We start from the raw sequence: 23,653 nt of genomic DNA, 5'->3' as shown, positions 1-23,653 counted from the left end.
TATGAGTTATAACACGAAGAATTATACCGAACAAGGCGGAGAAAAAACTGTCATCGGAGGTGTTTTAGAAATTAAAGAAGGGGCCTCGGTTATGGGGCTTCCTGTTGCTGTAAACCAGGCAGACAGCACCGCCACCGATGTTGCTGGTCTAGTTACGGACTTCAATGCCCTGCTTGCCAAACTAAAAGCAGCGGGGCTTATGGAGACTGACTAAGGTGGAATGTAAAGGGGGTTGGTGGTATGGCAGTGACAGACAATCTTTTGCCTAAAGTTAAGGCAAACTTAATTTTGGCGCATGACCAAGATGATGCCCTCCTTATTGGATTTATCACTGCTGCAGTCTCATATGCACAGAGCTATCAGCACGTTCCTGAAGACTATTATGAAACCCATGCCATGCCTCCAACAACAGAACAAGCAGTGATCATGTTGTCGAGTCATTTCTATGAAAGTAGAGATGGCTCGACGGCAGGTTTCTTTGCTGATAGCGTACAGGCGGGACAACAAGTATGGAATACAGTGAACTTGCTTTTACGACTTGATCGAGAGTGGGGTGTTTAGTGTGAGCTTTGGGAAGATGAACACCTTTATCGATATCATTTGCACGATACCCACAAAGGATAAGGAAGGCTTCGCCACAAAAGATGACAACATACTCGCAAGTGTACTTGCTTACAAGGAAGATCGGCATGGCAGTGAGCGATGGACGAATATGGCATCATTTTCATCTGCAACTTCCCTATTCAGGTTTAGAAAAATCTTCGGACTTAAGGTGACCAATGAAATGGTTATCGTCTGCGATGATGGCAGATATCAAATTTTAAGTGTTGAGGATGTAAGAAACCGAGGGATGTATGTCGAGGTTTTAGCCGAAAAGCTAGAACCAACTGTGAGGTGATGGATATGGCAAAAGCGAATATAAAGATGCCAGAAGAATTCCTTTTAAAGGTATCCCGATTAGCTGACCAGACCGATGTGATTCTTCCTAAGGTTTTGAAAGTTGGCGGTGAAGTGGTGCTGGATAAAGTTAAGGGAAATCTAAGTAAGGTGGTAGGCAAGGGCACGAAATATCCATCCAAAAGCACTGGCGAGTTGCTATCTTCATTAGGACTCTCGAGTGCAAAGCAGGATAGAAATGGTAACTTCAATGTAAAAATTGGCTTTGCTGAGCCGCGATCTGATGGTGAGAGCAATGCTAAACTTGCCAGCATTATCGAATATGGCAAACATGGTCAGCCTGCAAAACCCTTCCTAAAGCCTGCGAGGAATGCATCTAGGAAACCTTGCATCAATGCAATGGTCGCCAAGCTGGAGGAGGAGATCGAGAAGATATGAATATTTTAGAGGAATTGAATACCCTTGTTTCCACTATACCGCTCCCCGTGGAAACTGGGGTTTTTTCGGGTTTGGCACCAGATGAGTATGTCGTGATTCTCCCTCTTTCGGATATTTTTGAAGTTCATGCGGATAACCGTCCAGGCTTTGATGTGCAGGAAGCGAGGATATCACTGTTCTCAAAAAATAACTACCTAGAGCGGAAAAGACAGCTCACAACTGCTTTAATAAATGCAGATTTTACTTTGACCGAACGAAGATATATCGGTCACGAGGATGATACTGGATATCATCATTACGCCATCGATGTGGCGAAAAACTATAGATTGGAGGATTAACACATGGCAACGATTGGTCTTGATAGACTGTACTATTCAAAAATAACCGAGGACGCTAACGGTGAGGAAACTTATGCCCAACCTTCCGTACTTGCAAAAGCCATCACTGCTGAACTCTCGGTAGAACTGGTGGAAGCAATTCTGTATGCTGACGATGGTGCGGCTGAGGTTGTGAAAGACTTTAACAGTGGTACTCTCACTCTCGGTGTTGACGACATTGGTCCGACAGTTGCAGCGGATTTAACTGGTGCTTCTACAGATGACAACGGAGTATTAATCTCAGCCAGTGAAAATGTGGGTATACCAGTTGCAGTAGGGTTTCGTGCACAAAGGGCTAATGGAACATACCGCTATTTTTGGCTGTATCGCGTTAAGTTTGGACTACCAGCAACCAACTTGCAGACAAAGGCTGATTCCATTACCTTTTCTACACCCACCATCGAAGGAACCGTTATGCGTAGGAATAAGCTGGATGGATTGGGCAAGCACCCATGGAAAGCGGAAGTTACAGAAGGTGATCCTGGTGTTTCATCGACCACCATAACAGGCTGGTTCACTGAAGTCTATGAACCTGTATATACACCTGAACCATAGGAGGGGAAATCATGGATAATGATAGAAGTGCCTCAATCAACATAGGTGACAAAGAGTATGAACTGGTTTTAACTACACGTGCAACAAAGGCCATTGCCGGTCGTTACGGTGGTCTTGAAAACCTTGGAGAAAAACTGATGAAATCAGAAAACTTCGAGATGGCACTGGACGAGATTGTTTGGCTAATCACGCTGCTTGCAAACCAGTCCATTTTGATTCGTAATCTTAAGAATAAGAACGCACCAGAAGAATTGCTTACAGAGGAAGAAGTGGAGCTTCTTACTTCACCGCTTGACTTAGCGGCATATAAAACTGCAATTACCGAGGCAATGTTCAAAGGTACAAAGAGAAATGTAGAAAGTGAGGAGGAAACTCCAAAAAACGTGGAAGTCGGGTAACGGACGCTGAGGTCTTTACCCGGCTTCTTTATTATGGAACAGTCCAGATGGGCATGGAGGCAGAGGAGTTCTGGCTTCTGCCAATTGGACTGTTTTTTGATTTATGGGCTTGCCATAAGCAGTGGCATGGCATTGAAAAGCCAAAGAAAACTCAGACCATTGACGATATTATCCCACTAGGCATATAGGAGGAGGTGAAGGTATGGCGGATAATTTTGGATTAAAAATAGGTGTCGAGGGTGAGCGAGAATTTAAGAAGGCACTCTCCGAAATCAATCAATCATTTAAGGTACTAGGTAGTGAAATGGCCCTTGTAACCAGTCAATTTGATAAAAACGATAAATCCATTCAATCGATCACGGCACGAAATGCCGTTTTAAATAAAGAAATTGACGCACAGAAAGAAAAGATTTCTACCCTTAAGGCTGCCCTTGATAATGCCTCCTCCTCTTTCGGTGAAAATGACCGTCGTACCCAAAACTGGCAGATACAATTAAATAGGGCTCAGGCAGAACTGAACCTTATGGAACGTGAACTTGAGGAGTCTACAATTGAAGCGGATAATCTCGGTGAAGAGTTAGAGGATTCCGGTAAAAGTGCAGAGGATGCTGGTGGCAGGTTTGAAAAGCTTGGCGGTGTACTCAAGGGTATTGGTGTGGCGATGGGTGCGGTTGCCGTTGCCGCTGGTGCCGCGGCTATTAAGTTAGGTAAAGAGGTAGTTACTCAGTTCGGAGAATTAGAACAAAACCTAGGTGGATCGGAGGCGGTTTTTGGAGCATATGCTGCATCGATTCAGAAAACTGGTGAGGAAGCCTATAAAAATCTAGGTGTTTCCCAAAGTGAGTACCTAGCAACTGCCAACAAAATGGGCGCGTTATTCCAAGGTTCTGGTATACAGCAACAGAGGAGTCTTGAGCTAACTGAAAAGGCCATGCAACGTGCGGCAGACATGGCATCTGTTATGGGTATTGATATGTCCTCGGCATTGGAGGCAGTCACTGGGGCGGCAAAGGGTAACTTTGATATGATGGATAACTTAGGTGTTGCGATGAACGCTACAAACATCGAAGCCTATGCTCTCGCAAAGGGTCTGGATTTCACTTGGAATACTGCAACACAAGCGGAAAAAGCCGAAGTAGCAATGCAAATGTTCTTTGAGAACACAGAGCAGTATGCAGGTAACTTTGCAAAAGAATCAACCGAGACAATCTCCGGTTCTATTGGGTTACTACAGGCCGCACTTGGTTCATTTACAGCTGGACTCGGTAATGCCAATGCTGATATGACGAATCTGACTGAGAATCTTGTTGATGCTTTCGAGGCGGTTGTCACTAATATTGTACCGGTTTTAGAAAATATCGTAGCCGCCTTGCCAACAGCGACAGGCGCAATATTAGCGGCGGTTGCAGACTTGCTACCAATGCTTCTTGAATTGGTTACAAATATATTCGCGCAAGTACTGGAAACAATTTTGAGCCTTTTACCCGAACTTATTCCAGCGACGGTAAGTGCTCTAATGACGATTGTCGGTGCATTAATTGATAACCTTCCACTGCTAATAAATGCAGCAATTGAATTAGTAACAGCACTTGTGGAGGGAATCGGCATAGCGTTACCACAACTCATCCCTGCGGCAGTTTCTGCAGTTATGCAGATTGTCCAAGGATTGATGGATAACCTACCACTCATTTTGGATGCCGCTTTGCAGTTGATTATAGGATTAGCACAGGGATTGGTAGAGGCAATACCTCAGCTTATTTCTGCCTTACCGGTCATCATCAAAGCAATAGTGGATTTTATCATTGCATCTATTCCACAGATTATTGATGCGGGTATTCAATTATTGACCTCACTGGTCACAGCTTTGCCTACCATTATTACAGCAGTTGTGGAAGCAATTCCGCAAATTATCGATAGTATCATCAGTGCTGTTATAGGGTCGATTCCTTTGATTATTGATGCAGGTATCCGGCTTCTAATATCACTCATACAGGCATTGCCACAGATTATAACTACTGTTGTAGGTGCTATTCCCAAGATTGTTAGCTCGCTGGTCAATGCCATTATTGGTAACATCGATAAGATTATCTTAGCGGGTGTACAACTGTTTGTGGCACTGATTGCAAATCTGCCAAGGATAATCGTGGAGATCGTAAAAGCCGTACCGCAGATTATCTCTGGACTGGTTAGGGCCTTTACTGGCTATATCGGTCAAATGGCACAAGTGGGCGGCAATTTGATTAAAGGGTTGTGGAAGGGTATATCAGACGCAGGTGCATGGTTATGGGGTAAAATATCCGGGTTTTTCGGAAATGTTGTATCGAGGATAAAAGACTTTTTCGGTATCCGCTCCCCTTCAACTCTATTTGCTGGAATTGGCCACAACATGGGTGAAGGTATCGGTGTAGGTTTTGAGGATGCAATGACAGCAGTTTCAAGGGATATGCAAAATGCAGTACCAACTAGCTTTGATTTTAATTACAGAGGTGTATCTGGGCAAGGGAATGCTACAGGTGCAAGTATTACTCAAAATATTTCAGTTGTGACACCTAAGGCTCTATCAGAAAAAGAACTAGCACGGGAGTTTAAGAACCTATCCCGTAAACTGGCACTGGAATTGTAAGGGAGGTACGGCAATGGAACTAACATATACAAATAGAGATGGAGAGAGCATTACGCTTAAGCAAAGCCGACCGTACTTTCTTACGAAGGTAGACGGCACTGGCAATATGCGTCAAACCGTCAACACTTTCAAGGCGCCAGATCAGGATGGCGCTTTTTATATTTCCTCCACGTTAGATATGCGAAACATAACGATTGAAGGTACGGTTGTTGCTGATACTCCCGATGAAGCCTTTAAAAGGAGACAACGATTCCTTAAAATATTCAGCCCAAAGCTACTAGGGACCCTTCAATACCGTGACCGACAGATATCCTGCGTGGTGGAGGAGGCAGGTTTTAGTGTTTCTAATCGGCAACGAATACCAAACTTCTTTGTCAGTCTACTCTGCCCATCCCCTTTCTTCGAGACATTAAATGAGGTGCGAGAGGAACTGGCATCATGGATACCGCTATTTGAGTTTGAATTAGAAATCCCAATGAGCGGGATGGAGTTTGGAATGCGTCAGCCTAGCCAAATCATTACGGTGGAAAATATCGGGGATGTATCTTGCGGATGTGAGATTGTGTTCCGAGCTTTAGGTACTGTGTCGAACCCTGAACTCTTAAAGATAGACACTGGTGAATACATTCGGCTTCTTACGACAATGGATGCCGGAGACGAGCTGCGTGTATATACTCATTTCGCCGGAAAGCGTGTAGTAAAAGTGGAGGGTTCTTCGATTACAAATGCTTTTTCGTTATTAGATACCACTTCGGCGTTCTTTCAACTTTCCGCTGGTCTTAACACACTGCGCTACGATGCTTCAGTCAATATGGAACTGTTAGAGGTTAGTATTTACTTTCGTCCACAGTTTCTGGGGGTGTGAGTATGGAACTATATATCTTTAATACAAATCGGGAGCTTGTGGGAATTGTGGAATCTTTCGAGTACTTGCGCTGGACGAGGCGCTATTCCCAGTGTGGCTCATTTGAATTAAAAGCGATTGCAACTCCGGAGAATACAGAACTCTTAAAGGAAGGGAATATCATCTGGAAAAATGATGATGAGGAAGCCGGGATCATTGAGCATCTGGAACTTTCTCAAACCGAGCATGAAATTATTACTGCAAGTGGTCGCTTTGCAACTTCCTTCCTTTCCCGCCGCATTGTATGGCAAACGGAGAAACTCTCTGGTGACATTTCTGTATGTGTAGAGCAGCTGATAAATAATAATCTTATCAATCCTTCTGATACAGCAAGGAAGATATCAAATATATCTTTTTCTGCTCCAAACTTAAATGCTCCCATCAGCACACAGGTATCGTATCGAAATTTGATGGAGGCTGTGACAGGACTATGTGTTGCTTCAGATATTGGCATTAAGACCGTGTTCACTCCTGCGACGGGTCTTTTTACCGTATCGTTGTATAGAGGAACGGAATCACAAGCAGTATTTTCTAAGGAATATGAAAACCTTACAGAACAGATTTATACAATAAGTGCTGGAGATTATGCCAACACAGCTCTTGTTGCTGGCGAAGGAGAAGGTGAAGACAGAACTTTTGTTGCAATTACAAGTGGCTCTGGTGAGACAAGGCACGAAATTTTCGTGGATGCTAAGGACTTGCGGGCAGAAGACTTTGGTTCAGAATACATTGATACACTAATCTTTCGAGGTCAAAGTAAGCTGAGTGAGCAAGCCATACGCTATTCATTTGATACATCTATCAATCCACACGGCAATTTAACATATAAAGTAGACTTCGATCTTGGGCAGACTGTCAAAGTCATTTCCAAAGCCTGGGGTGTATCCATGACGACGCGCATCACCGAAGTCGAAGAAACCTATGACGCAGATGGACAGAGCATCAGCGTAGTGTTCGGAAAAGCGGAGTTGACAATCGCCCAAAAAGTCCGCTCTGAGTTAAGTGAGGTAAAAACAGCAATATCCGCTCCAACTGGCATATCTGAAATTGCACAGGCTTTAGGAGCCGTGGAGGATACGCTAGTAACAGTTGAGGAAACCTTAGGCGACTTGACGGAGGTAGATTCAGAGATTCAAGGAGACAACGTTGCATCTACTATTAACAATCTATATGGAAAATTACCTGCACTGGAGATTAATGTGGGTGGAGGTACTATATCGATTGGCCAATATGCGTTGTACCATATGAACCCTGGAGATGCCTTTTATTTCACTTCATGGAGCGGAAATAAGTTTAGTGACCAGCCAAGTGACGATGGGCATGTCTTTTTGATAAAACATAACGGTGACGATACGGGAAATGGCTATCAGCGGGCAATGGGTTTCTTCATTTCTCGCAATACCATGACATTCTATGTGATTTCCGTTTTCGTATTTGATAATCCTTCTGGTCAAGCAAACTGGCTTAATATCAATAACGAACCTGTAACTACTGCAAGAATTGCAAACGGAGCAGTTACAGGTTTAAAAATTGCAGACCGTACAATTACTGCTACTAAACTGGCTTCTTCCTTTAGCGATTATTCAACTACAGAACAAAACACAGGGCGACTATGGATAGATGGCAAGACGATTTATCGTAAACAGATAAATCTCGGTTCCCTTACAGATACAACACCAAAACATGTACCTCATGGTATAGCAAACCTCAGTACTGTTGTCAGTTTATCCGGCTTTGTCACGAACGGAAGTGTTTTCTTGCCACTGCCCCTTGCTCGGTATAACAACTTTGAATCGCAAATTGGTCTCTTCGCAAATAAGACCGACATTGTAGTCGAACCAGGCAATGATAGAACCGCGTATACAGGCTATGTAGTAATAGAGTATACAAAAACGATATAGAAGGAGGAGTGATTAATGGAGAAAAGTGGATTTTTCAATTCATCCGATGGGGATAGAGTCTATGATGCAACGGACTTCGCTGCATACTTTGGAAGCCTTGTCTCGAATGGTGTGTTTTATGCGACACCAACAAACTTACTGGTATCTCCTGGGATTGGATTAGCAGTAACCATAGCACCGGGCAGTGCATGGATTAATGGTTATAGATATGAAAATACGGATGTTTTAAATAAACCCCTTGCTACAGCAGATGGGAGCAATCCTCGCATAGACAGGGTTGTGGTTCGTTTAAGTCAAATTACGAGAAGCATTCAGCTCGCCATTGTTACTGGTACTCCAACGGCATCGCCCATAGCTCCGGAGTTGACAAGAACAAGCGATGTCTATGAACTAGGTATTGCTGATGTTCTAGTACCTTCAGCTGCTACATCGATTTCAGCAAATAACATTATTGATACTCGGTTGAATACTAGTCTTTGCGGGTTGGTAAACTCGCTAGTTTCTGCGGTTTATGAATAGGAGGTGAATATAAGTGGCGGATATTAACGGCATCACTCTGCAGGCGGGTTCCAGCCCGACCGTTTATTACACGATTACTTATACTAAAAGCCGACCTAATAATAGCCAGATGACATACAACTTTACCATATCCGCTGCATTGGGTTCTTCAGGTTCCTTCATCCATAATGGTTATGCATTGCTTTGTACAATGACTGTAAATGGATCTTCTTCGCAGGTGCGAATCAAAGCGGCGGACGGGGATAACTGGGATGGAACTACACCAAGACTCAGGTATGTTTCGGTGACCTGTGCTTCTACTACAGGTAATGCAACCCAGCCAGTCACATTCAAAGTGGTATCTGATGGGCGATTGCCATTATCCTCTGGTGTAATTACCAATTCGAGTTATACAGTATTAAGCTCTCCATTGCTTACTACAGCATGTGGAGCACCGACATCTTGTACGGTTTCCCCGACACTTGCGGAAGGGGATGTGACTCTTTCTTGGAGTGGTGCTTCTGGGGGCATCAATAATACAATCTCTAGTTATGAGATTCAATATAGTGATTCTGCCGATAACATCACATGGGGAGCATGGACTGCTCTGACAACTGTGACCACCACAGCATCAAGTGGCAGTGTATCAGTAGCACCGCCCTCAACGCGAGGTAATTACCGAAGATTTCGTGTACGAACCCGTGGTACAGCAGGAGCTAGTTATTACTCTAGCTGGAAAGTATCCACAAACAGCGTCCGCAGGAATACGGTACCAAAGCCAGCAACGACTGCTGTTGCCTCCCCTGCGGCATATAGTAATGAGACTATCACGCTTACTTGGAGCGGAGCGTCTAGCGGTACCAGTCCAATTAAGGGGTATCAAATTGCCAGTCGCACATCCACGGATAACAGCACATGGAGTGCGTGGAATGTGTTGACCATGTTGACATTGGCAGCAAGCGGTGGTAGCTATAATCCAATTGTATCGAGGACCCCAGGAACATATACACAATTTGGTATTTGGACAATTGACACATTTGATGTTTACTCAATAGAGAAAATCAGTAATAGCATTTATTGCAACATCACTGCCTGTGCAGCACCGACTGCCTGCACGGTAAGTGCAACATTATCTGAAGGAAACGTTACTCTTTCGTGGAGTGGAGCAGCTGGTGGCGCAGGTAATCCCATCACTTCCTACGAAATACAATATAGTGATTCGCCAGATAATAGCAATTGGGGTGCTTGGTTGGCATTGGCGATAGTCAATACTTCTGCAACAAGCAGTATTTTAAATGTCAGTCCACCTGCTACACGTGGTCATTATCGTCGTTTCCGAATAAGAACTCGTGGTACGGCTGGAGAGGATTTTTACTCAGACTGGACTATATCCAGCAATACTGTACGTAAAAATATACTACCCATACCGCCGACTACTTTTGCCGCAACCCCTCCTATATATGAAGCTAACACAATAAATCTTTCATGGAGCGGAACGGTACCAGGAACCAGTGCGATTAAGCAGTATGTCATACAACAGGCTACATCGGCAGATGGTGTGAATTGGTCGGCATACGAAGCACTGACGACGAGTATTTCAAGCAGTACTTCAGGTAGCCTTCAGGTAAATGCCTCACAGATAGCTGGTCGGTATACCCGTTATCGAATAAGTGTTACAGATGCACTTGATGCTGTTTCTGCCTTTGTAGTTAGCAACACTGTAAAGAAAAACAGCCCACCAGCAGCACCAATAGTGAACTGTCCATTGTCTGGAAATTTTACTTATAACACCACGCCACGTTTTATGATCACAACAGGTATCGAACCAGATGGGCAATCACAAATAGTAGAGGTAAAGATCGACTCTGGCCCATGGGAAAACAGCGTAGACAATCCTGAGAGGTTTTCCATAAGCGGCTACCTTGGTAATGGGGTCAGGACCGTTTACCAAGCTGAACCGCTTTCAGTAGGAAGCCATACAGTTACTTTTCGTTGTCTTGACAGTGATATCGAATCGGCAAGCACAGAAGTTGTTCGTACCTTCACGATTTTAGCATTACCTTTTGAAATCATCACTGCTAATGTAACACACGTAAAGGCAGCGCATATTCAGACGCTTCGAACTGCTATAAACAGGGTGCGTAGCTATTACAATCTGTCCCCTGCAACTTGGAAAGAGGAGATTATCTCAGGAAAGACCACTGTTAAGAATTGGCCATTTCATATCGTTGAAATACGCAAAGCAATTGATGCGATTATTTTGATGATTAGTAGTTTTGATTCTTCCCAGGCATTCGATATACCACCTGTCACATGGTTGCCTATCGGTTCAGGACGACCCAAGGCAGATGTAATGCAACAAATTTATGACCTAATAAAAATCATGTAAAGGTAACATTCAGCGCTCTTGTAATTTGCAGGGGCGCTTTTCTATATGGAAATACACGAATGGAGGTGTCTTTAATGAAAGAGATTTGGAATTGGATACAACTGGCTATTGCCACAGTCGGTGGATTTCTTGGGTGGTTTTTCGGCGGTTATGATGGATTTCTTTATGCATTGGTAGCCTTTATAGTCATCGATTATGTGACAGGAGTGCTCTGTGCCATTATAGATAAAAAATTGTGTAGTGAAATAGGTGCCAAGGGAATTTTCAAAAAGGTACTCATCTTTGCAATGGTGGGTATCGCTCATATTAGCGATACACAAATTTTAGGTAGTATCGGAGATAATAGTGGAGCCTTACGCACAGCAGTAATCTTTTTCTATCTAAGTAATGAAGGGATATCCATTTTGGAGAACGCTGGTCATATTGGACTGCCCATCCCAGAAAAATTAAAATCGGTTCTTCGGCAACTACATGGACGTGATGAAGAGCCACGTAAGCCAGGTGATGGAGTATGATTGGCTCAGAATGTCTAATTAGAGGTGATTATAATGAATTTACGTAAACTAATACTTACAAAAAACGCTTGTTACAAGGCAGGCAAAACAATAAAACCGAAGGGTATAATGATTCACTCAACAGGGGCTAACAACCCGTGGTTGAAGAGATATGTTGGTCCAGATGACGGTTTGCTCGGAAAGAACAAATACAACAATCATTGGAATCAGGATAAACCCGGAGGTCGTCAAGTTTGTGTCCATGCTTTTATTGGTAAGTTAGCAGATGGCTCCATTGCCACCTATCAAACATTGCCTTGGAATCATCGTGGTTGGCATGCTGGAGGAGATGCGAATAACACGCATATAGGATTTGAAATTTGCGAGGACGGTCTAACCGATGCCTCGTATTTTTCTGCTGTTTATAAGGAAGCAGTAGAGCTTTGTGTACATCTTTGCAAACTCTATGGACTAAGTGAGAAGGATATCATCTGTCATAGTGAAGGCTATAAGCAAGGTTTAGCCAGTAACCATGCGGATGTTATGCACTGGTTTCCTAAGCATGGCAAGACCATGGATACCTTTAGAGCAGATGTTAAGAAACTTCTAAGCGAAGAAGAAAAATCAGCAGAACCAGCGAAAAAGAAATACTATCGTGTACAAATAGGTGCATACACTGTCAAAGCAAATGCTGAGGCACAGCTTGCAAAAGCTAAAAAGGCAGGATTTACGGATGCATTTATTAAGTATGATTAATCAAGGGGAGCGAGTTAATAGGCAATTATGCTTTAGCTTTACAGAGTTTCCCTAAAAAATATTAACTATTAGATGTATATAGCCTGTGGGGGTTATTCCCTTGCAGGCTCTTTTTTTATGCTCTGATTTAATTTAATTTTTACAAATCCTCAACTTCGACCTGTTCCCGCGGCTATTAGGTAGGAGGTGATTCTACATGAATCAGCATGAGGATAAAAAAGTTATGAAGATCTCAGATGGGGTTATAGACAAAAGCACCGAATTAAAAAAAATGTCACAGGAGCAGCTACAGCGTGAGTTTGATTATATTCAAGCAGAGAAATTACTTAGAAAGATGCTTCAAAAAGGTTTAATAACGGAGGCAGAATTCAACAAGATAGATGTACTCAACCGCCAAACTTTCTCTCCTTTTTTAGCAGAGATAATGCCTGAATTCGTTGATATATAAGGGCTTCAGAGGTAATATGTGACCTACCAAGAAGGAGGTGAGGCGATGAAAAAGATAACGAAAATAGAAGGAAATAAGGTTGCATCGATTATCAAACCTAAACTACGAGTGGCCGCATACTGTCGTGTTTCTACGGGTAGTGATGAACAGTTAGTAAGTCTACAAGCACAAAAATCCCATTATGAGACTTACATAAAGGCAAACCCAGAATGGGAGTATGTTGGCTTGTATTATGATGAGGGAATTAGTGGCACTAAAAAAGAAAACCGAACGGAACTTCTAAGAATGCTGTCAGATTGTGAAAACAAGAAGATTGACTTAATTATTACAAAGTCCATTAGTAGGTTTGCAAGAAACACTACGGATTGTTTGGAGATGGTTCGTAAACTGTTGGACCTTGGGATTTATATCTACTTTGAGAAAGAGAATATCAATACCCAATCAATGGAAAGTGAACTGATGCTTTCTATATTAAGCGGGCTTGCAGAAAGTGAGTCAATCTCCATTTCGGAAAATAACAAGTGGGCAATTCAAAGGAGATTTCAGAACGGAACTTTTAAGATTTCATACCCACCATATGGTTATGACAACATTGACGGTCAAATGGTGGTAAATCCTGAGCAAGCAGAAATTGTGAAGTATATTTTTGCAGAAGTATTATCAGGCAAGGGTACACAGAAAATAGCAGATGATCTTAATCAAAAGGGTATCCCTTCTAAAAGAGGCGGTCGTTGGACTGCTACCACAATTCGAGGAATTCTAAAAAATGAGAAATATACCGGGGATGTTATACTGCAAAAAACCTATACAGATTCCCGTTTTAATAAGCGCACCAATTATGGTGAGAAAAACAGATATTTAATAGAAAATCACCATGACGCAATTATCAGCCATGAAGTGTTTGAAGCAGTAGAGGCTGCCTTAAATCAAAGGGCAAAAGAAAAGGGAATAGAAAAGCGTAATGATAAGTACCAAAACCGGTATTCTTTCTCCGGAAAAATTATTTGCTCGGAATGTAGTAGCACCTTTAAAAGACGAATTCATTCATCCGGCACAAGAAAATATGTAGCCTGGTGTTGTAGTAAACACTTAAAGCAGATAACAGAATGTTCAATGCAGTTTATTCGAGATGAGGATATAAAGACGGCCTTTGTTACTATGATTAACAAGCTGATTTTCGGTAGAAAACTTATTCTACAACCACTATTAGATGCTTTGCGTGGAATGAGCAACTCAGATAACCTTTCAAGAATTCAGGAATTAGAGAAGCAAATTGAAAAAAATGCAGAACAGAGAGAACTGCTTGTAAAGCTTATGGCAAAGGGTTATCTAGAACCTGCCCTTTTTAACAGAGAAAACAATGAACTGCAAATGGAAGCAGATAATTATATGGGGCAAAAAGAAGCTTTAATTCATGCTTTAAATGGTGAATTATCAAAGGTGCAGGAAGTCAGTAACTTAATAAAGTTTACAAATAAGGCTGAAATGATAAATACCTTTAGCGAGCAAATTTTCAATGATTATGTTGAAAAAATTATCGTTTACTCAAGGGTAGAGATAGGTTTCGTTCTGAAATGTGGAATCACACTAAGGGAAAGGATGTGAGAAAAGTGGCACATACGCCTTACGGCTATAGGATAGAGAATGGTAGAGCAGTTATCGATGAAGAAAAAGCTGAAAAGGTTAGGAGTTTGTATAGGGGATACTTATCAGGCCTTTCTTTATCGGTCGCAGCAAAGACTGCTGGAATAGATGCTTATCATGGAACTGCTGGAAGGATGCTAAGAAATGAACGTTATCTTGGTGATGATTATTACCCTGCCATCATTGATAAAGAGACCTACGAAAAAGCAGAAGCAGAGAGGGTAAAGAGAGCGAAAAAGCTAGGTAGAATCTTTGAACCCAAGAAAGAAGACAAACCTACTATTTCTAAGAAGTTTACCATAGGACAAGTAATTCAGAAGTATACAAATCCTTTTACACAAGCGGAGTATGTTTATAGCTTAATAGAAAGTGAGGGACAGTAAGATGGCAGTTAGTAAAAATGTAATGATTATACCTGCAATAAAACGCATGGGCAACAATCGAAAAGAAGATGAAACACCAAAACTTCGGGTTGCTGCTTATTGTCGAGTTTCTACCGACAGTGATGAACAAGCTAGTAGTTACGAAGTGCAGATTGAACATTATACTGAATTTATTAAGAAAAATTCAGAGTGGGAATTTGCAGGGATCTTTGCTGATGATGGTATCAGCGGTACAAATACAAAAAATCGTGATGAATTTAATCGAATGATTGATGAGTGCATGGCAGGGAAAATTGATATGATTATTACCAAATCAATAAGCCGATTTGCTAGGAATACCTTAGACTGCCTACATTACATCAGAAAATTAAAAGATAAAAATATTGCGGTATATTTTGAAAAAGAAAATATCAATACACTGGATGCCAAAGGTGAAATTATGCTAACTATTATGGCTTCCTTAGCGCAACAAGAAAGCCAGTCATTAAGCCAGAATGTAAAGCTTGGTTATCAATACCGATACCAACAAGGAGAAGTAATGGTCAATTGCTCTAGGTTTTTAGGATATACCAAGGATGAGAATAAGCGATTAGTAATTGTACCGGAGGAGGCTGAAATAGTTAAGAGAATTTACCGAGAATATCTTGAAGGCTCCAGTATGGATAAAATTAAAAAAGGACTTGAAGCAGATGGCATACTTACAGGAGCGGGCAAAAAAAGGTGGCATACCAGTACCATAAGGAAGATATTAAGCAATGAAAAATATATTGGTGATGCATTGCTCCAAAAAACTTACACAGTAGATTTTCTTACAAAAAAGAGGGTTGTAAATAACGGTATCGTACCTCAATATTATGTTGAGAATAGTCATGAAGCTATTATCCCGCGTGAAATTTTCATGCAGGTTCAAGAAGAGTTAGTTCGTAGAAGTAAAGGACATATAAGTACTAGCGGAAAGAAAAGAAACTTTAGTTCAAATCATGTATTTTCGCAAATTATCTTCTGTGGTGAGTGTGGCGAAATATACCGTAGAGTTCATTGGAATAACCGAGGTAAAAAATCGATTGTTTGGAGATGCGTCAGTAGGCTTGAGAATACAGGGTTAACTTGTCATTCCCGAACCGTGCTGGAGGATATGATAGGCCTTGCTACGGTTGATGCAATTAATAAACTAATAGGGCAAAAGGATGGCTTTTTAACTATCTTAAAGGAAAATATAGAAACAGTGATAAGTGAAACGGACAATAATATTGTTTCCGAGATAGATAAAAAGCTAGAGGAATTACAAAAAGACCTTTTGAGACTGGCCAATTCCAAAGAGGATTATAACGATATAGCCGATGAGATTTACAGGCTCAGAGAGGAAAGGCATAAGGCTTTAGCAGAAGAAGCTGGCAAAAAAGGCTCCAAGCAAAGACTAGAAGATATGGAAAAGTTCCTAAATGAACAATCCACCCTCCTTGAGGAGTATGATGAGCAACTAGTAAGGAGACTTATAGAGAAAATAACGGTTTATGATGATAAACTAACTATTGAATTTAAATCTGGTGTAGAAGTAGATGTATAAACACAACCTTCATGAATGACCACCATTCAGGAGATATATTCTCTTGATTGGTGGTTTTCTTCTTATTGACTGGAATTGGTAAAAGGCATATAATCTTATTAACAATGTTGTTGATATTGTTATTGATAAGGAGATGACAACATGGGCGATGTTAATGAGTTACTAGAAGAAGCTATTAAGGAAACTGAAAACTTGAATGCAGGTGAAGTCTTTCTTGTTAAAGACCTGTTCAAGGGTTATGTATGGAATAGAATACCCAGAAAGGATCGACTTCTGCTTGGGACTTTATTTTTAAACTACGTAAATAAAATGGAAGGTAATATAAAGGCTATTGAAAAGACTTCATCTAATCAACAGAGGTATCAGAAGGTTTGAGGATATAGTAAAACTATTATGAAAAGTAATAAAGAATTATAAATTATATAAGGGTGGATGGGGTGGATGCTTTGCTTAATTTAAGGCAATTAGTAGATGACTTTTTCTTGTTTGTGCAGTCTAAGAGTATTGAAATTTATAATGAGTTTAGCCTCCAGCATGAGCTGGGGATATTCCTACGTGAAAAGCTTCCGGATTATCGTATTCAATTTGAAAGAAATGTATCATACTTCACACCAGACAATAAAACTATAAAAAAAGAAATAGATATCACTATATTTAATGAAGATAAATCGGAGAAGTATGCAATTGAACTTAAGTGCCCATTAAATGGCCAGTATCCAGAACAGATGTATTCATTCGTGAAGGATATTAAATTTATGGAGGAGCTTAAGAACCGAGGATTTACTAGAACAGCTGCTGTTGCTCTTGTTTCGGATAGACCTTTTTATGAAGGGCGCAACAATGAAGGTATATATAGGTTTTTTAGAGAAGAATATTCTGTTTACGGTTGTATTTTTAAGCCAACAGGTGTAGGAAAAAATAAAGATAGCATTGCATTAACAAGCAGATATGATTTTATCTGGCAGGACTTAAGTGACGGTCGTAAATATTACGTAATCGAGCTTTGATTGAAACGAGATTTTATCTCTATGTGTAATATGAGGGGGGTAATATATGAAATGTGCATATTGTGGGAAAGAAGCGAAAGGAACTAAAGAACATATAATTTCAAGTGCGGTTCTAGATTTATTTCCAGAATGCTTTTTAACATTTGATGATGCCAGAAGCGTAATACACGAAGCAGACCCAATGGTTAAAGATGTATGTGCTGATTGCAATAATAATAAAATTGCCTATATTGATAGCTATGCAAAAGAATTTATTAGCCAATATTTTACGAGAAGATATAATGAAGACGATACGGTTGAGATAGAATATGACTATGTGATGATTCAGAAAATGCTATTAAAATATGCATTTAATGATAGCCGGTCTCATAAAGAAGATTGCTCTTTTTTTGATAAGGAAATACTGCATTACATTATGAATCCATGTGATAATGCTCCGAAGGAAAATGTTACAGTACTATGTGGATTAGCGATTAATGTCTCTCCTATGCATGAAGCCATGTTTGGAAATTTGAAATTACGTTGGTGCAAAAATCCTTTGTTTTATTCAAATAGTACAATAAGAAATATCGATTATGAAACAGGGCAGATTTTTCTTAATGAAAATGTAGAAAAAGAGGAGTTCCCTGATTTACAACTTTCATACATATTTAGGTTTAATAGCGTACAATTTTTGTTGATGTGCTGGAGTAAAAATTCGAAGAAAATCCAGCAGAACAATGTTGTTTTAGAGCACCAATATCCATACCATCTAATGAAAGTAAATGATGAGAAAGTAGCTCTACCGATATGTACCAATGAGTTTAATTATCATAATTATGAACATATACATGTATGTTGGGATGGATTGTTTGAAGTCGGTTATTTGAGAAAACATGCGAGTGGTGGCACGTATAAATATAAAGAATTGTTCGAAAAAGAATGGGTAGTAGAAGAAAAAAGAATAAAAGATAAACATCCCCGTTAAGGGGTTGAGTTACTGTAATATTTTGAGTTAGCAGGCTCATTGACAAATTCGAGCTAGGGATAGAATATAATCTGTTTCAAATATGTGGATATAGATGACGTGTTCCCGCCTACCGATAGTGCAAAAAGTGCCTTTGACTTGTTTCCGACTACCGACAATGTAAAAGACATCAATCCACCCCGCTCGTTGCATGTGGAATGTGTTGCGTTGTTAACGCATGTAGGCGAATAATTGCATAGCGAAGAAAGTGAGGGGAGATCCCCTCGCTTTTTTTTATAATCTTGACCACCACTAGAACTCACTTTATGATGAGGTTAACAAATTGATTGGGGGCTATTTAGGAAATGAAAGAAGTCATTGAAGCCATTGTTCTAGCGGCTGGCTATTCAAGCCGTGCCAAGAATTTTAAGATGACCATGCCCCTTGGTGAAAAACCGATACTAGAGCATACGATATCTAAATTCGAAGGGATTTGCCAAAGGGTCATCGTCATCACTGGATACAAGCAGGAGAGAATAGAAAAAACGATTTCTAAGATGGATATAACAGACATGAAGATTGAGTGTGTTCACAATGAGCATTTCATACGAGGAATGTTTAGTTCGATTCAAAAAGGCTGTGAGTATTTAAGGTCTTCAACATTTTTTATGACGCCTGGAGACTACCCTCTTGTCAGTAAAAACACGATACAGAGTTTAGCTAATGAAAAAGGCGAAGTTGTGATCCCGAGCAACCAATATAAAGCAGGGCATCCGATTAAACTATCAAAAGATGTAAAGGAAGCTATTCTTTGTGCAGATTCTAACAGCAATTTACGTTGCGTTCTGCGTGCTTTTGAAAAGAATTACATGAACGTATATGACCCTGGAATACTCATCGATTTAGATACCCCTGAAGATTATAGAGGAATTGAAGAATACTATCATAACTATTTTTCAATATAAAAAGACAGAATCTTTTAAAAAATACCGTGAGATTATCTTACAAGAAGCATTAAAAAAAAGTTCACTTCCTTTATAATAAATAAAATTCATTTATGAGTTCGATATTCGTATTTTTAAGGCGTCTACTGTAGATGCCTTTTATCATCGGTCGGAAGGTGTTGCTATTATGCTGACAAAAGATATTAGTCAATCGGTCATGAAAAAGGATCATATTGAAAAAGTGGCGGGCCAACTTCCTTATGTTAGCGACGTTAAATTGGAAGATATGCTCTATGGGGTGTTGTATCGCTCAAAGGTAGCTTTTGGGAAAGTTCTTTCCATCAACTATCCACCACTTCCTGATGGTTATTATGTAGTAGATGCAGACGATATCCAAGGAGATAATTTTGTTAAAATCCTCGTTCCAGACCAGCCGATTTTTGCCAATGAATGGGTCAACTATATTGGCGAACCGATCTTTATTTTGGTTGGAAAAGAATTAGCTATACTTTATGATTTGCTTGAAAAAGTGGATGTGCAAATGGAAGAACATGAAGCAACCTACACACTTGATGAAGCGATCGATTCTATGAATGGAGTGATGGCTACCCATGAATTCGGAGAAAAGCCAGAAAAGATCACAGAAGTGGAACAAAATGCTTATCAAATCATTGAAGAAGTATTTGAAACAGGTTATCAAGAGCATGTCTACTTGGAACCTCAAGGGATGCTCGGCATCTACGAGGAGGATGAAATTCAAGTAAAAGGTTCGATGCAGTGTCTCTATTATATTAAAAATGCGTTAACGAGTGCCCTAGCTTGCAATGAAGATGAAGTCAGGGTGATACAAAGTCCAACGGGTGGCGGCTTTGGCGGGAAAGAAGAATTTCCCTCGATGATGGCTTGTCATGTTGCGATTGCCGCACAGGCCGTCAAAAAGCCAGTCATGCTTCTGTTTGAACGCTCGGAGGATTTAGAGGTTACGACAAAAAGACATCCAGCGAAAATGAAGTATAGAACAGCGCTTGATGAAAAGGGAAATATTTTGAGTATGAATGTGGAATTATTCCTCGATGGGGGCGCAAATACCGGATTAAGTCCTGTTGTTCTTCAGCGGGCATTGCTTAATAGCGCAGGTGTGTATAAAATCCCTCATTATCATGCAAAAGGATATGTGCTGAAAACAAATACCGTTCCAAACGGCGCATTTAGAGGTTTTGGGGCACCGCAAAGCTTCGCAGGAATTGAAAGTCATATGGGGCATATTGCTCGAGTAGCAAACATGGATCCATTAGCATATAAGCGAAAATATTTAGTGAAGCAAGGGGATCCAACGATTACGAATGGTCGTTTCCGGGACCCGATTTTAGTAGAAGAGATGATCACTGATCTTTCAACAATCATAAATTATTGTCAGAAAAAAGATCAAATTGCTCAGTTTAATCGTCAAAATAGCCGATTCAAAAAAGGTTTAGGAGTGTCGCTTTTTTTACATGGATGTGGCTTTACAGGAAGTGGAGAAAGAGATCATATTAAAGCGACCGTTAAGTTAATCAAGTCAGAAGACGAGAAAGTATTCGTGAAAATATCAAATTCTGATATGGGGCAAGGAATTTTTACAACACTGAGTAAAATTGTCTCTCAGGAACTAGATATTCCATATGAAAAAATTCAATTCCCATATCCAGATACAAAGGAAGTTCCTGATTCAGGACCGACGGTAGCTTCTCGAACAACGATGATCGTTGGAAAATTACTGGAACGTGCAGCGAAAAGACTAAAGGAACAATGGCAACATGGAGTCATACAAGAAATTGTGGAGCATTATGTTCATGAGGAAATGATTCCATGGGACGAAGAAAATTTCACAGGAGATGCTTATCCAGCTTATTCATGGGGCGTCAATATGGTTGAAGTTAAGATCGATATATTAACTGGTACTGTCCAACTAGAAAATGTTCATGCCGGTTTTGATATTGGAAAAGCGATCGATGAACGAATTATTAAGGGACAGATAGATGGCGGAATGGCACAAGGGCTTGCCTATGGCTATATGGAGAAAATGACTTCAAAAGAAGGAAAAATACAGCAACGGAGTATTACGGATTATGGACCTCCGACTTCAATGGATATCGTTCCGATTAAAAGTAAGCTTTATGACAATCCATATGCTGGAGGACCTTACGGAGCAAAAGGCGCAGGAGAACTAACGTTGATTGGTGGTGCGCCAGCCATTCAAGCAGCAATTGAGGATGCACTACAAATAAACTTTCAGCAAATCCCAATTACACCAGAGGTAATGATCGAAATTCTGAATAAGAAAGAAGGAGAAGCCGGTGATTAAATTTATGCTGAACGGAAGGGGTGTCGAAACAGAGGCCCCTTCTACAACGAGATTATTAGATTTGCTAAGAGATGAATTCGGTTTAATCGGTTCAAAGGAAGGCTGTGGAGAAGGAGAATGTGGTGCTTGTAATGTTCTTGTCGAAAATCGTGTGCAAAATAGCTGCTTAATTCCGATAGGTGCGATGGAAGGACTGGATGTCCAAACGATTGAAGGGTATTGCGAGACACCACGATATCAGGTTTTGAATGAATGTTATTCAACAGCTGGTGGTGTGCAATGTGGCTTTTGTACACCAGGAATGATCATTGCGACGGAAGCCCTACTGTCGAAAAATCCTCAGCCAACGGAAGAGGAAATTCGTGAAGGGATATCTGGTAATCTATGTCGCTGTACAGGATATAACATGATTGTCGATGCGATTCAATTGGCATCAAAAAAGGGTGAAGGCTTATGGTGATGCAAAGCTTAACCTCGTATCGATTTGATACGTTGGCACAAACGATAACAAAGCTCAATGAAGAAGAATGTTTACTCATTGCCGGTGGCACAGATGTGATGGTTCAGAGTAAGAACAGACGTGGGGTTCCAGCGAAGATAGAAAAACCAGTCGTATTTATCGATCATCTATCAGAGTTGAAACAAATTTACATGGATGGTCGGGAGCTTCATATTGGTGCATGTTCCACGTATCAAGAATTATTGATAAACTCTTTTATCCCCACTATTCTCAAGAAAGCGATTCGTGAAATAGCAGCGCCAGCCATTCGTAACAGAGGAACTTTAGGCGGAAATATTTGCAATGCGTCACCAGCTGGGGATACACTTCCCCTTCTCTATATATTTAATACCAAGCTGCTTCTTCGTTCGATTGATGGTGAGCGGATCATTGGAATTGAAGAATTTATTCAAGGTCCTAGAAGGATCGCTCGAAACAAAAATGAAATATTAGTAGAAGTGATCTTACCTGAATTAGATGAAAAGAATACCCATTTTATTTTTGAAAAAGTAGCCAATCGAAAAGCAGATGCGATCTCAAAAATCTCGTTTGCTGGAATGCTGCAGGTCACTGGCAACAAAATTAAGGATGCTCGTTTTGCCTTCGGGGCAGTGGGACCCACGATGGTTCGCTCGCTACAATGTGAAAAGAAAATAATAGATAAAGAGTTTCCTTTAGAAGAAGGAATCTTAAATGAAGTCGTGGCTGATTTTGCAACCATTATCCACCCCATCGACGACCAGCGTTCAACGGCTTTTTATCGAAAAATCGTTGCTCAAAATTTATTACGCTACTTTCTAGAAGCGAAGGGGAGATTTTAACATGTTGCTGATGGAAAAAGTAGGGAAATTAGTTCGTCAAAACGAAACGTTTGCGTTAGCAATGATTCTTGAATCAAAAGGCTCGACTCCGAGGCATGTGGGAAAAATGATTGTCTATCGAGATGGCTCCATTGAAGGAACAGTTGGCGGAGGGTTAGCTGAACATTATGTGATTGCTGAGAGCATCAAAGCAATTGAAAATGGACGCTCCATAGTCGTCGAATATAAGCTCAACAAAAATGCAAAAGACGGTATCAACATGCATTGTGGTGGAACCTTAACGGTCTTTATTGAAGTGTATACGAATAGACCGGAAATGGTCATTGTTGGGGCCGGTCATATTGCTTATGCATTAGCGCTGCAATTTGATTTTCTTGAATATCCGTATCGAGTCGTCGATGATCGTCCGGAATATTGTACAAGAGAACGCTTTCCCAATGCGACAAGTATTCATGTGCATAATCGGATCGAATCGGCGGTTTCTGAAGCAAAGCTTGATGAAAAATCCTTTGTTATCATTTGTACAAAGGATGGCGATGATAGAGTATTAAAAAAATCACTGGAATATCCATGTGCCTATATTGGTATGATCGCCAGTAAGCGAAAGGTGTTGCAAATTTTTAATAAGCTAAAAGAGTTAGGATGTACAGAGGGACAACTCGAGCAAGTGTACACTCCAATCGGTTTCGAAATCGGTGCTGAGACGGTGGAGGAGATAGCCATCAGCATCATTGTTGAAATTATCAAAGTGAGCAAAGGAGATATTCAAAAAAATAAGAAATTGGAAAGGGAAAAGTTAATTCAAAGTTTGACATAATAA

26 protein-coding genes are annotated in these 23,653 nt (G+C 40.6%); all 26 read left to right on the top strand.

Annotation, left to right across the window (positions count from 1 at the left end):
• Window position 1: 1 nt before the first annotated feature.
• Window positions 2-214: a head fiber protein gene (locus BMSHG_RS14205; protein ID WP_019155114.1), complete on the top strand. Its 213-nt coding sequence runs from the start codon at window positions 2-4 to the stop codon at window positions 212-214.
• A 26-nt stretch (window positions 215-240) separates the two neighbouring features.
• The gene (locus BMSHG_RS14200) at window positions 241-561 is read left to right on the top strand and encodes a head-tail connector protein (RefSeq protein ID WP_019155113.1); all 321 of its coding nucleotides are present in this window, start codon (window positions 241-243) and stop codon (window positions 559-561) included.
• A gap of 1 nt (window position 562) precedes the next feature.
• The gene (locus BMSHG_RS14195; protein ID WP_019155112.1) at window positions 563-898 is read left to right on the top strand and encodes a head-tail adaptor protein; all 336 of its coding nucleotides are present in this window, start codon (window positions 563-565) and stop codon (window positions 896-898) included.
• A 5-nt stretch (window positions 899-903) separates the two neighbouring features.
• On the top strand, window positions 904-1,335 hold the full coding sequence (locus tag BMSHG_RS14190) for an HK97-gp10 family putative phage morphogenesis protein (RefSeq protein ID WP_019155111.1): 432 nt from the start codon (window positions 904-906) through the stop codon (window positions 1,333-1,335).
• A complete protein-coding gene (locus BMSHG_RS14185) occupies window positions 1,332-1,673 on the top strand; it encodes a hypothetical protein (protein ID WP_019155110.1) in 342 nt (113 codons plus the stop codon). The genes BMSHG_RS14190 and BMSHG_RS14185 overlap by 4 nt, the downstream gene beginning before the upstream one ends.
• Window positions 1,674-1,676: 3 nt before the next feature.
• A complete protein-coding gene (locus tag BMSHG_RS14180) occupies window positions 1,677-2,267 on the top strand; it encodes a major tail protein (protein WP_019155109.1) in 591 nt (196 codons plus the stop codon).
• A gap of 11 nt (window positions 2,268-2,278) precedes the next feature.
• On the top strand, window positions 2,279-2,665 hold the full coding sequence (locus tag BMSHG_RS14175; RefSeq protein ID WP_019155108.1) for a hypothetical protein: 387 nt from the start codon (window positions 2,279-2,281) through the stop codon (window positions 2,663-2,665).
• A 202-nt stretch (window positions 2,666-2,867) separates the two neighbouring features.
• Window positions 2,868-5,288 (top strand): phage tail protein, encoded by a 2,421-nt coding sequence (locus BMSHG_RS14165; RefSeq protein ID WP_019155107.1) that lies wholly within the window; start codon window positions 2,868-2,870, stop codon window positions 5,286-5,288.
• A gap of 13 nt (window positions 5,289-5,301) precedes the next feature.
• A complete protein-coding gene (locus BMSHG_RS14160) occupies window positions 5,302-6,153 on the top strand; it encodes a phage tail family protein (protein ID WP_019155106.1) in 852 nt (283 codons plus the stop codon).
• Between the two features lie 2 nt (window positions 6,154-6,155).
• Window positions 6,156-8,093 (top strand): siphovirus ReqiPepy6 Gp37-like family protein, encoded by a 1,938-nt coding sequence (locus BMSHG_RS14155; RefSeq protein WP_019155105.1) that lies wholly within the window; start codon window positions 6,156-6,158, stop codon window positions 8,091-8,093.
• Window positions 8,094-8,108: 15 nt separating this feature from the next.
• Window positions 8,109-8,612, top strand: coding sequence for a hypothetical protein (locus tag BMSHG_RS14150; protein WP_019155104.1), 504 nt, complete (start codon window positions 8,109-8,111; stop codon window positions 8,610-8,612).
• Between the two features lie 13 nt (window positions 8,613-8,625).
• Complete coding sequence (locus tag BMSHG_RS14145) at window positions 8,626-10,980, top strand: phage tail protein (protein WP_019155103.1); 2,355 nt, start codon at window positions 8,626-8,628, stop codon at window positions 10,978-10,980.
• 74 nt (window positions 10,981-11,054) lie between these two features.
• Entirely contained in the window at window positions 11,055-11,495 is a 441-nt protein-coding gene (locus tag BMSHG_RS14140) for a phage holin family protein (protein ID WP_019155102.1), read from the top strand.
• Window positions 11,496-11,528: 33 nt separating this feature from the next.
• Complete coding sequence (locus BMSHG_RS14135; RefSeq protein ID WP_019155101.1) at window positions 11,529-12,230, top strand: N-acetylmuramoyl-L-alanine amidase; 702 nt, start codon at window positions 11,529-11,531, stop codon at window positions 12,228-12,230.
• A gap of 196 nt (window positions 12,231-12,426) precedes the next feature.
• Window positions 12,427-12,678 carry an SHOCT domain-containing protein gene (locus tag BMSHG_RS14130; RefSeq protein ID WP_019155100.1) on the top strand — a complete coding sequence of 84 codons (252 nt, stop codon included), beginning with the start codon at window positions 12,427-12,429 and terminating at the stop codon, window positions 12,676-12,678.
• 45 nt (window positions 12,679-12,723) lie between these two features.
• Window positions 12,724-14,283 (top strand): recombinase family protein, encoded by a 1,560-nt coding sequence (locus BMSHG_RS14125; protein ID WP_019155099.1) that lies wholly within the window; start codon window positions 12,724-12,726, stop codon window positions 14,281-14,283.
• 5 nt (window positions 14,284-14,288) lie between these two features.
• Window positions 14,289-14,705, top strand: a complete 417-nt coding sequence (locus BMSHG_RS14120) for a recombinase family protein (protein ID WP_004103225.1) — start codon at window positions 14,289-14,291, stop codon at window positions 14,703-14,705.
• Window position 14,706: 1 nt separating this feature from the next.
• Window positions 14,707-16,272 carry a recombinase family protein gene (locus BMSHG_RS14115; RefSeq protein WP_019155098.1) on the top strand — a complete coding sequence of 522 codons (1,566 nt, stop codon included), beginning with the start codon at window positions 14,707-14,709 and terminating at the stop codon, window positions 16,270-16,272.
• A gap of 141 nt (window positions 16,273-16,413) precedes the next feature.
• Complete coding sequence (locus tag BMSHG_RS14110; RefSeq protein WP_019155097.1) at window positions 16,414-16,647, top strand: single-stranded DNA-binding protein; 234 nt, start codon at window positions 16,414-16,416, stop codon at window positions 16,645-16,647.
• A gap of 62 nt (window positions 16,648-16,709) precedes the next feature.
• Window positions 16,710-17,279: a hypothetical protein gene (locus BMSHG_RS14105; protein ID WP_019155096.1), complete on the top strand. Its 570-nt coding sequence runs from the start codon at window positions 16,710-16,712 to the stop codon at window positions 17,277-17,279.
• 46 nt (window positions 17,280-17,325) lie between these two features.
• Entirely contained in the window at window positions 17,326-18,246 is a 921-nt protein-coding gene (locus BMSHG_RS14100; protein ID WP_019155095.1) for a hypothetical protein, read from the top strand.
• A 344-nt stretch (window positions 18,247-18,590) separates the two neighbouring features.
• Window positions 18,591-19,190: a nucleotidyltransferase family protein gene (locus tag BMSHG_RS14095; RefSeq protein WP_019155094.1), complete on the top strand. Its 600-nt coding sequence runs from the start codon at window positions 18,591-18,593 to the stop codon at window positions 19,188-19,190.
• Window positions 19,191-19,356: 166 nt separating this feature from the next.
• Window positions 19,357-21,513: a xanthine dehydrogenase family protein molybdopterin-binding subunit gene (locus BMSHG_RS14090; protein ID WP_019155093.1), complete on the top strand. Its 2,157-nt coding sequence runs from the start codon at window positions 19,357-19,359 to the stop codon at window positions 21,511-21,513.
• Complete coding sequence (locus BMSHG_RS14085; RefSeq protein WP_019155092.1) at window positions 21,506-21,973, top strand: (2Fe-2S)-binding protein; 468 nt, start codon at window positions 21,506-21,508, stop codon at window positions 21,971-21,973. Before BMSHG_RS14090 ends, BMSHG_RS14085 begins: the two co-directional genes overlap by 8 nt.
• Window positions 21,967-22,833, top strand: coding sequence for an FAD binding domain-containing protein (locus BMSHG_RS14080; RefSeq protein WP_019155091.1), 867 nt, complete (start codon window positions 21,967-21,969; stop codon window positions 22,831-22,833). Before BMSHG_RS14085 ends, BMSHG_RS14080 begins: the two co-directional genes overlap by 7 nt.
• A 1-nt stretch (window position 22,834) precedes the next feature.
• Window positions 22,835-23,650: an XdhC family protein gene (locus BMSHG_RS26210; RefSeq protein ID WP_019155090.1), complete on the top strand. Its 816-nt coding sequence runs from the start codon at window positions 22,835-22,837 to the stop codon at window positions 23,648-23,650.
• Window positions 23,651-23,653 lie beyond the last annotated feature (3 nt).

This window comes from Robertmurraya massiliosenegalensis JC6 (assembly GCF_000311725.1).
Classification (GTDB): Bacteria; Bacillota; Bacilli; order Bacillales; family Cytobacillaceae; genus Robertmurraya; species Robertmurraya massiliosenegalensis.
The sequence above is the reverse complement of the archived record's forward strand: the minus strand, read 5'-3'. Positions and strand labels throughout refer to the sequence as shown.

What these genes read in the sequence shown, in the direction of transcription:
- BMSHG_RS14205 (WP_019155114.1), top strand. Translation starts at nt 2, where the DNA reads ATGAGTTATAACACGAAGAATTATACCGAACAAGGCGGAGAAAAAACT.
- BMSHG_RS14200 (WP_019155113.1), top strand. Translation starts at nt 241, where the DNA reads ATGGCAGTGACAGACAATCTTTTGCCTAAAGTTAAGGCAAACTTAATT.
- BMSHG_RS14190 (WP_019155111.1), top strand. Translation starts at nt 904, where the DNA reads ATGGCAAAAGCGAATATAAAGATGCCAGAAGAATTCCTTTTAAAGGTA.
- BMSHG_RS14185 (WP_019155110.1), top strand. Translation starts at nt 1,332, where the DNA reads ATGAATATTTTAGAGGAATTGAATACCCTTGTTTCCACTATACCGCTC.
- BMSHG_RS14180 (WP_019155109.1), top strand. Translation starts at nt 1,677, where the DNA reads ATGGCAACGATTGGTCTTGATAGACTGTACTATTCAAAAATAACCGAG.
- BMSHG_RS14175 (WP_019155108.1), top strand. Translation starts at nt 2,279, where the DNA reads ATGGATAATGATAGAAGTGCCTCAATCAACATAGGTGACAAAGAGTAT.
- BMSHG_RS14165 (WP_019155107.1), top strand. Translation starts at nt 2,868, where the DNA reads ATGGCGGATAATTTTGGATTAAAAATAGGTGTCGAGGGTGAGCGAGAA.
- BMSHG_RS14160 (WP_019155106.1), top strand. Translation starts at nt 5,302, where the DNA reads ATGGAACTAACATATACAAATAGAGATGGAGAGAGCATTACGCTTAAG.
- BMSHG_RS14155 (WP_019155105.1), top strand. Translation starts at nt 6,156, where the DNA reads ATGGAACTATATATCTTTAATACAAATCGGGAGCTTGTGGGAATTGTG.
- BMSHG_RS14150 (WP_019155104.1), top strand. Translation starts at nt 8,109, where the DNA reads ATGGAGAAAAGTGGATTTTTCAATTCATCCGATGGGGATAGAGTCTAT.
- BMSHG_RS14140 (WP_019155102.1), top strand. Translation starts at nt 11,055, where the DNA reads ATGAAAGAGATTTGGAATTGGATACAACTGGCTATTGCCACAGTCGGT.
- BMSHG_RS14135 (WP_019155101.1), top strand. Translation starts at nt 11,529, where the DNA reads ATGAATTTACGTAAACTAATACTTACAAAAAACGCTTGTTACAAGGCA.
- BMSHG_RS14130 (WP_019155100.1), top strand. Translation starts at nt 12,427, where the DNA reads ATGAATCAGCATGAGGATAAAAAAGTTATGAAGATCTCAGATGGGGTT.
- BMSHG_RS14125 (WP_019155099.1), top strand. Translation starts at nt 12,724, where the DNA reads ATGAAAAAGATAACGAAAATAGAAGGAAATAAGGTTGCATCGATTATC.
- BMSHG_RS14115 (WP_019155098.1), top strand. Translation starts at nt 14,707, where the DNA reads ATGGCAGTTAGTAAAAATGTAATGATTATACCTGCAATAAAACGCATG.
- BMSHG_RS14110 (WP_019155097.1), top strand. Translation starts at nt 16,414, where the DNA reads ATGGGCGATGTTAATGAGTTACTAGAAGAAGCTATTAAGGAAACTGAA.
- BMSHG_RS14100 (WP_019155095.1), top strand. Translation starts at nt 17,326, where the DNA reads ATGAAATGTGCATATTGTGGGAAAGAAGCGAAAGGAACTAAAGAACAT.
- BMSHG_RS14095 (WP_019155094.1), top strand. Translation starts at nt 18,591, where the DNA reads ATGAAAGAAGTCATTGAAGCCATTGTTCTAGCGGCTGGCTATTCAAGC.
- BMSHG_RS14090 (WP_019155093.1), top strand. Translation starts at nt 19,357, where the DNA reads ATGCTGACAAAAGATATTAGTCAATCGGTCATGAAAAAGGATCATATT.
- BMSHG_RS14080 (WP_019155091.1), top strand. Translation starts at nt 21,967, where the DNA reads ATGGTGATGCAAAGCTTAACCTCGTATCGATTTGATACGTTGGCACAA.
- BMSHG_RS26210 (WP_019155090.1), top strand. Translation starts at nt 22,835, where the DNA reads ATGTTGCTGATGGAAAAAGTAGGGAAATTAGTTCGTCAAAACGAAACG.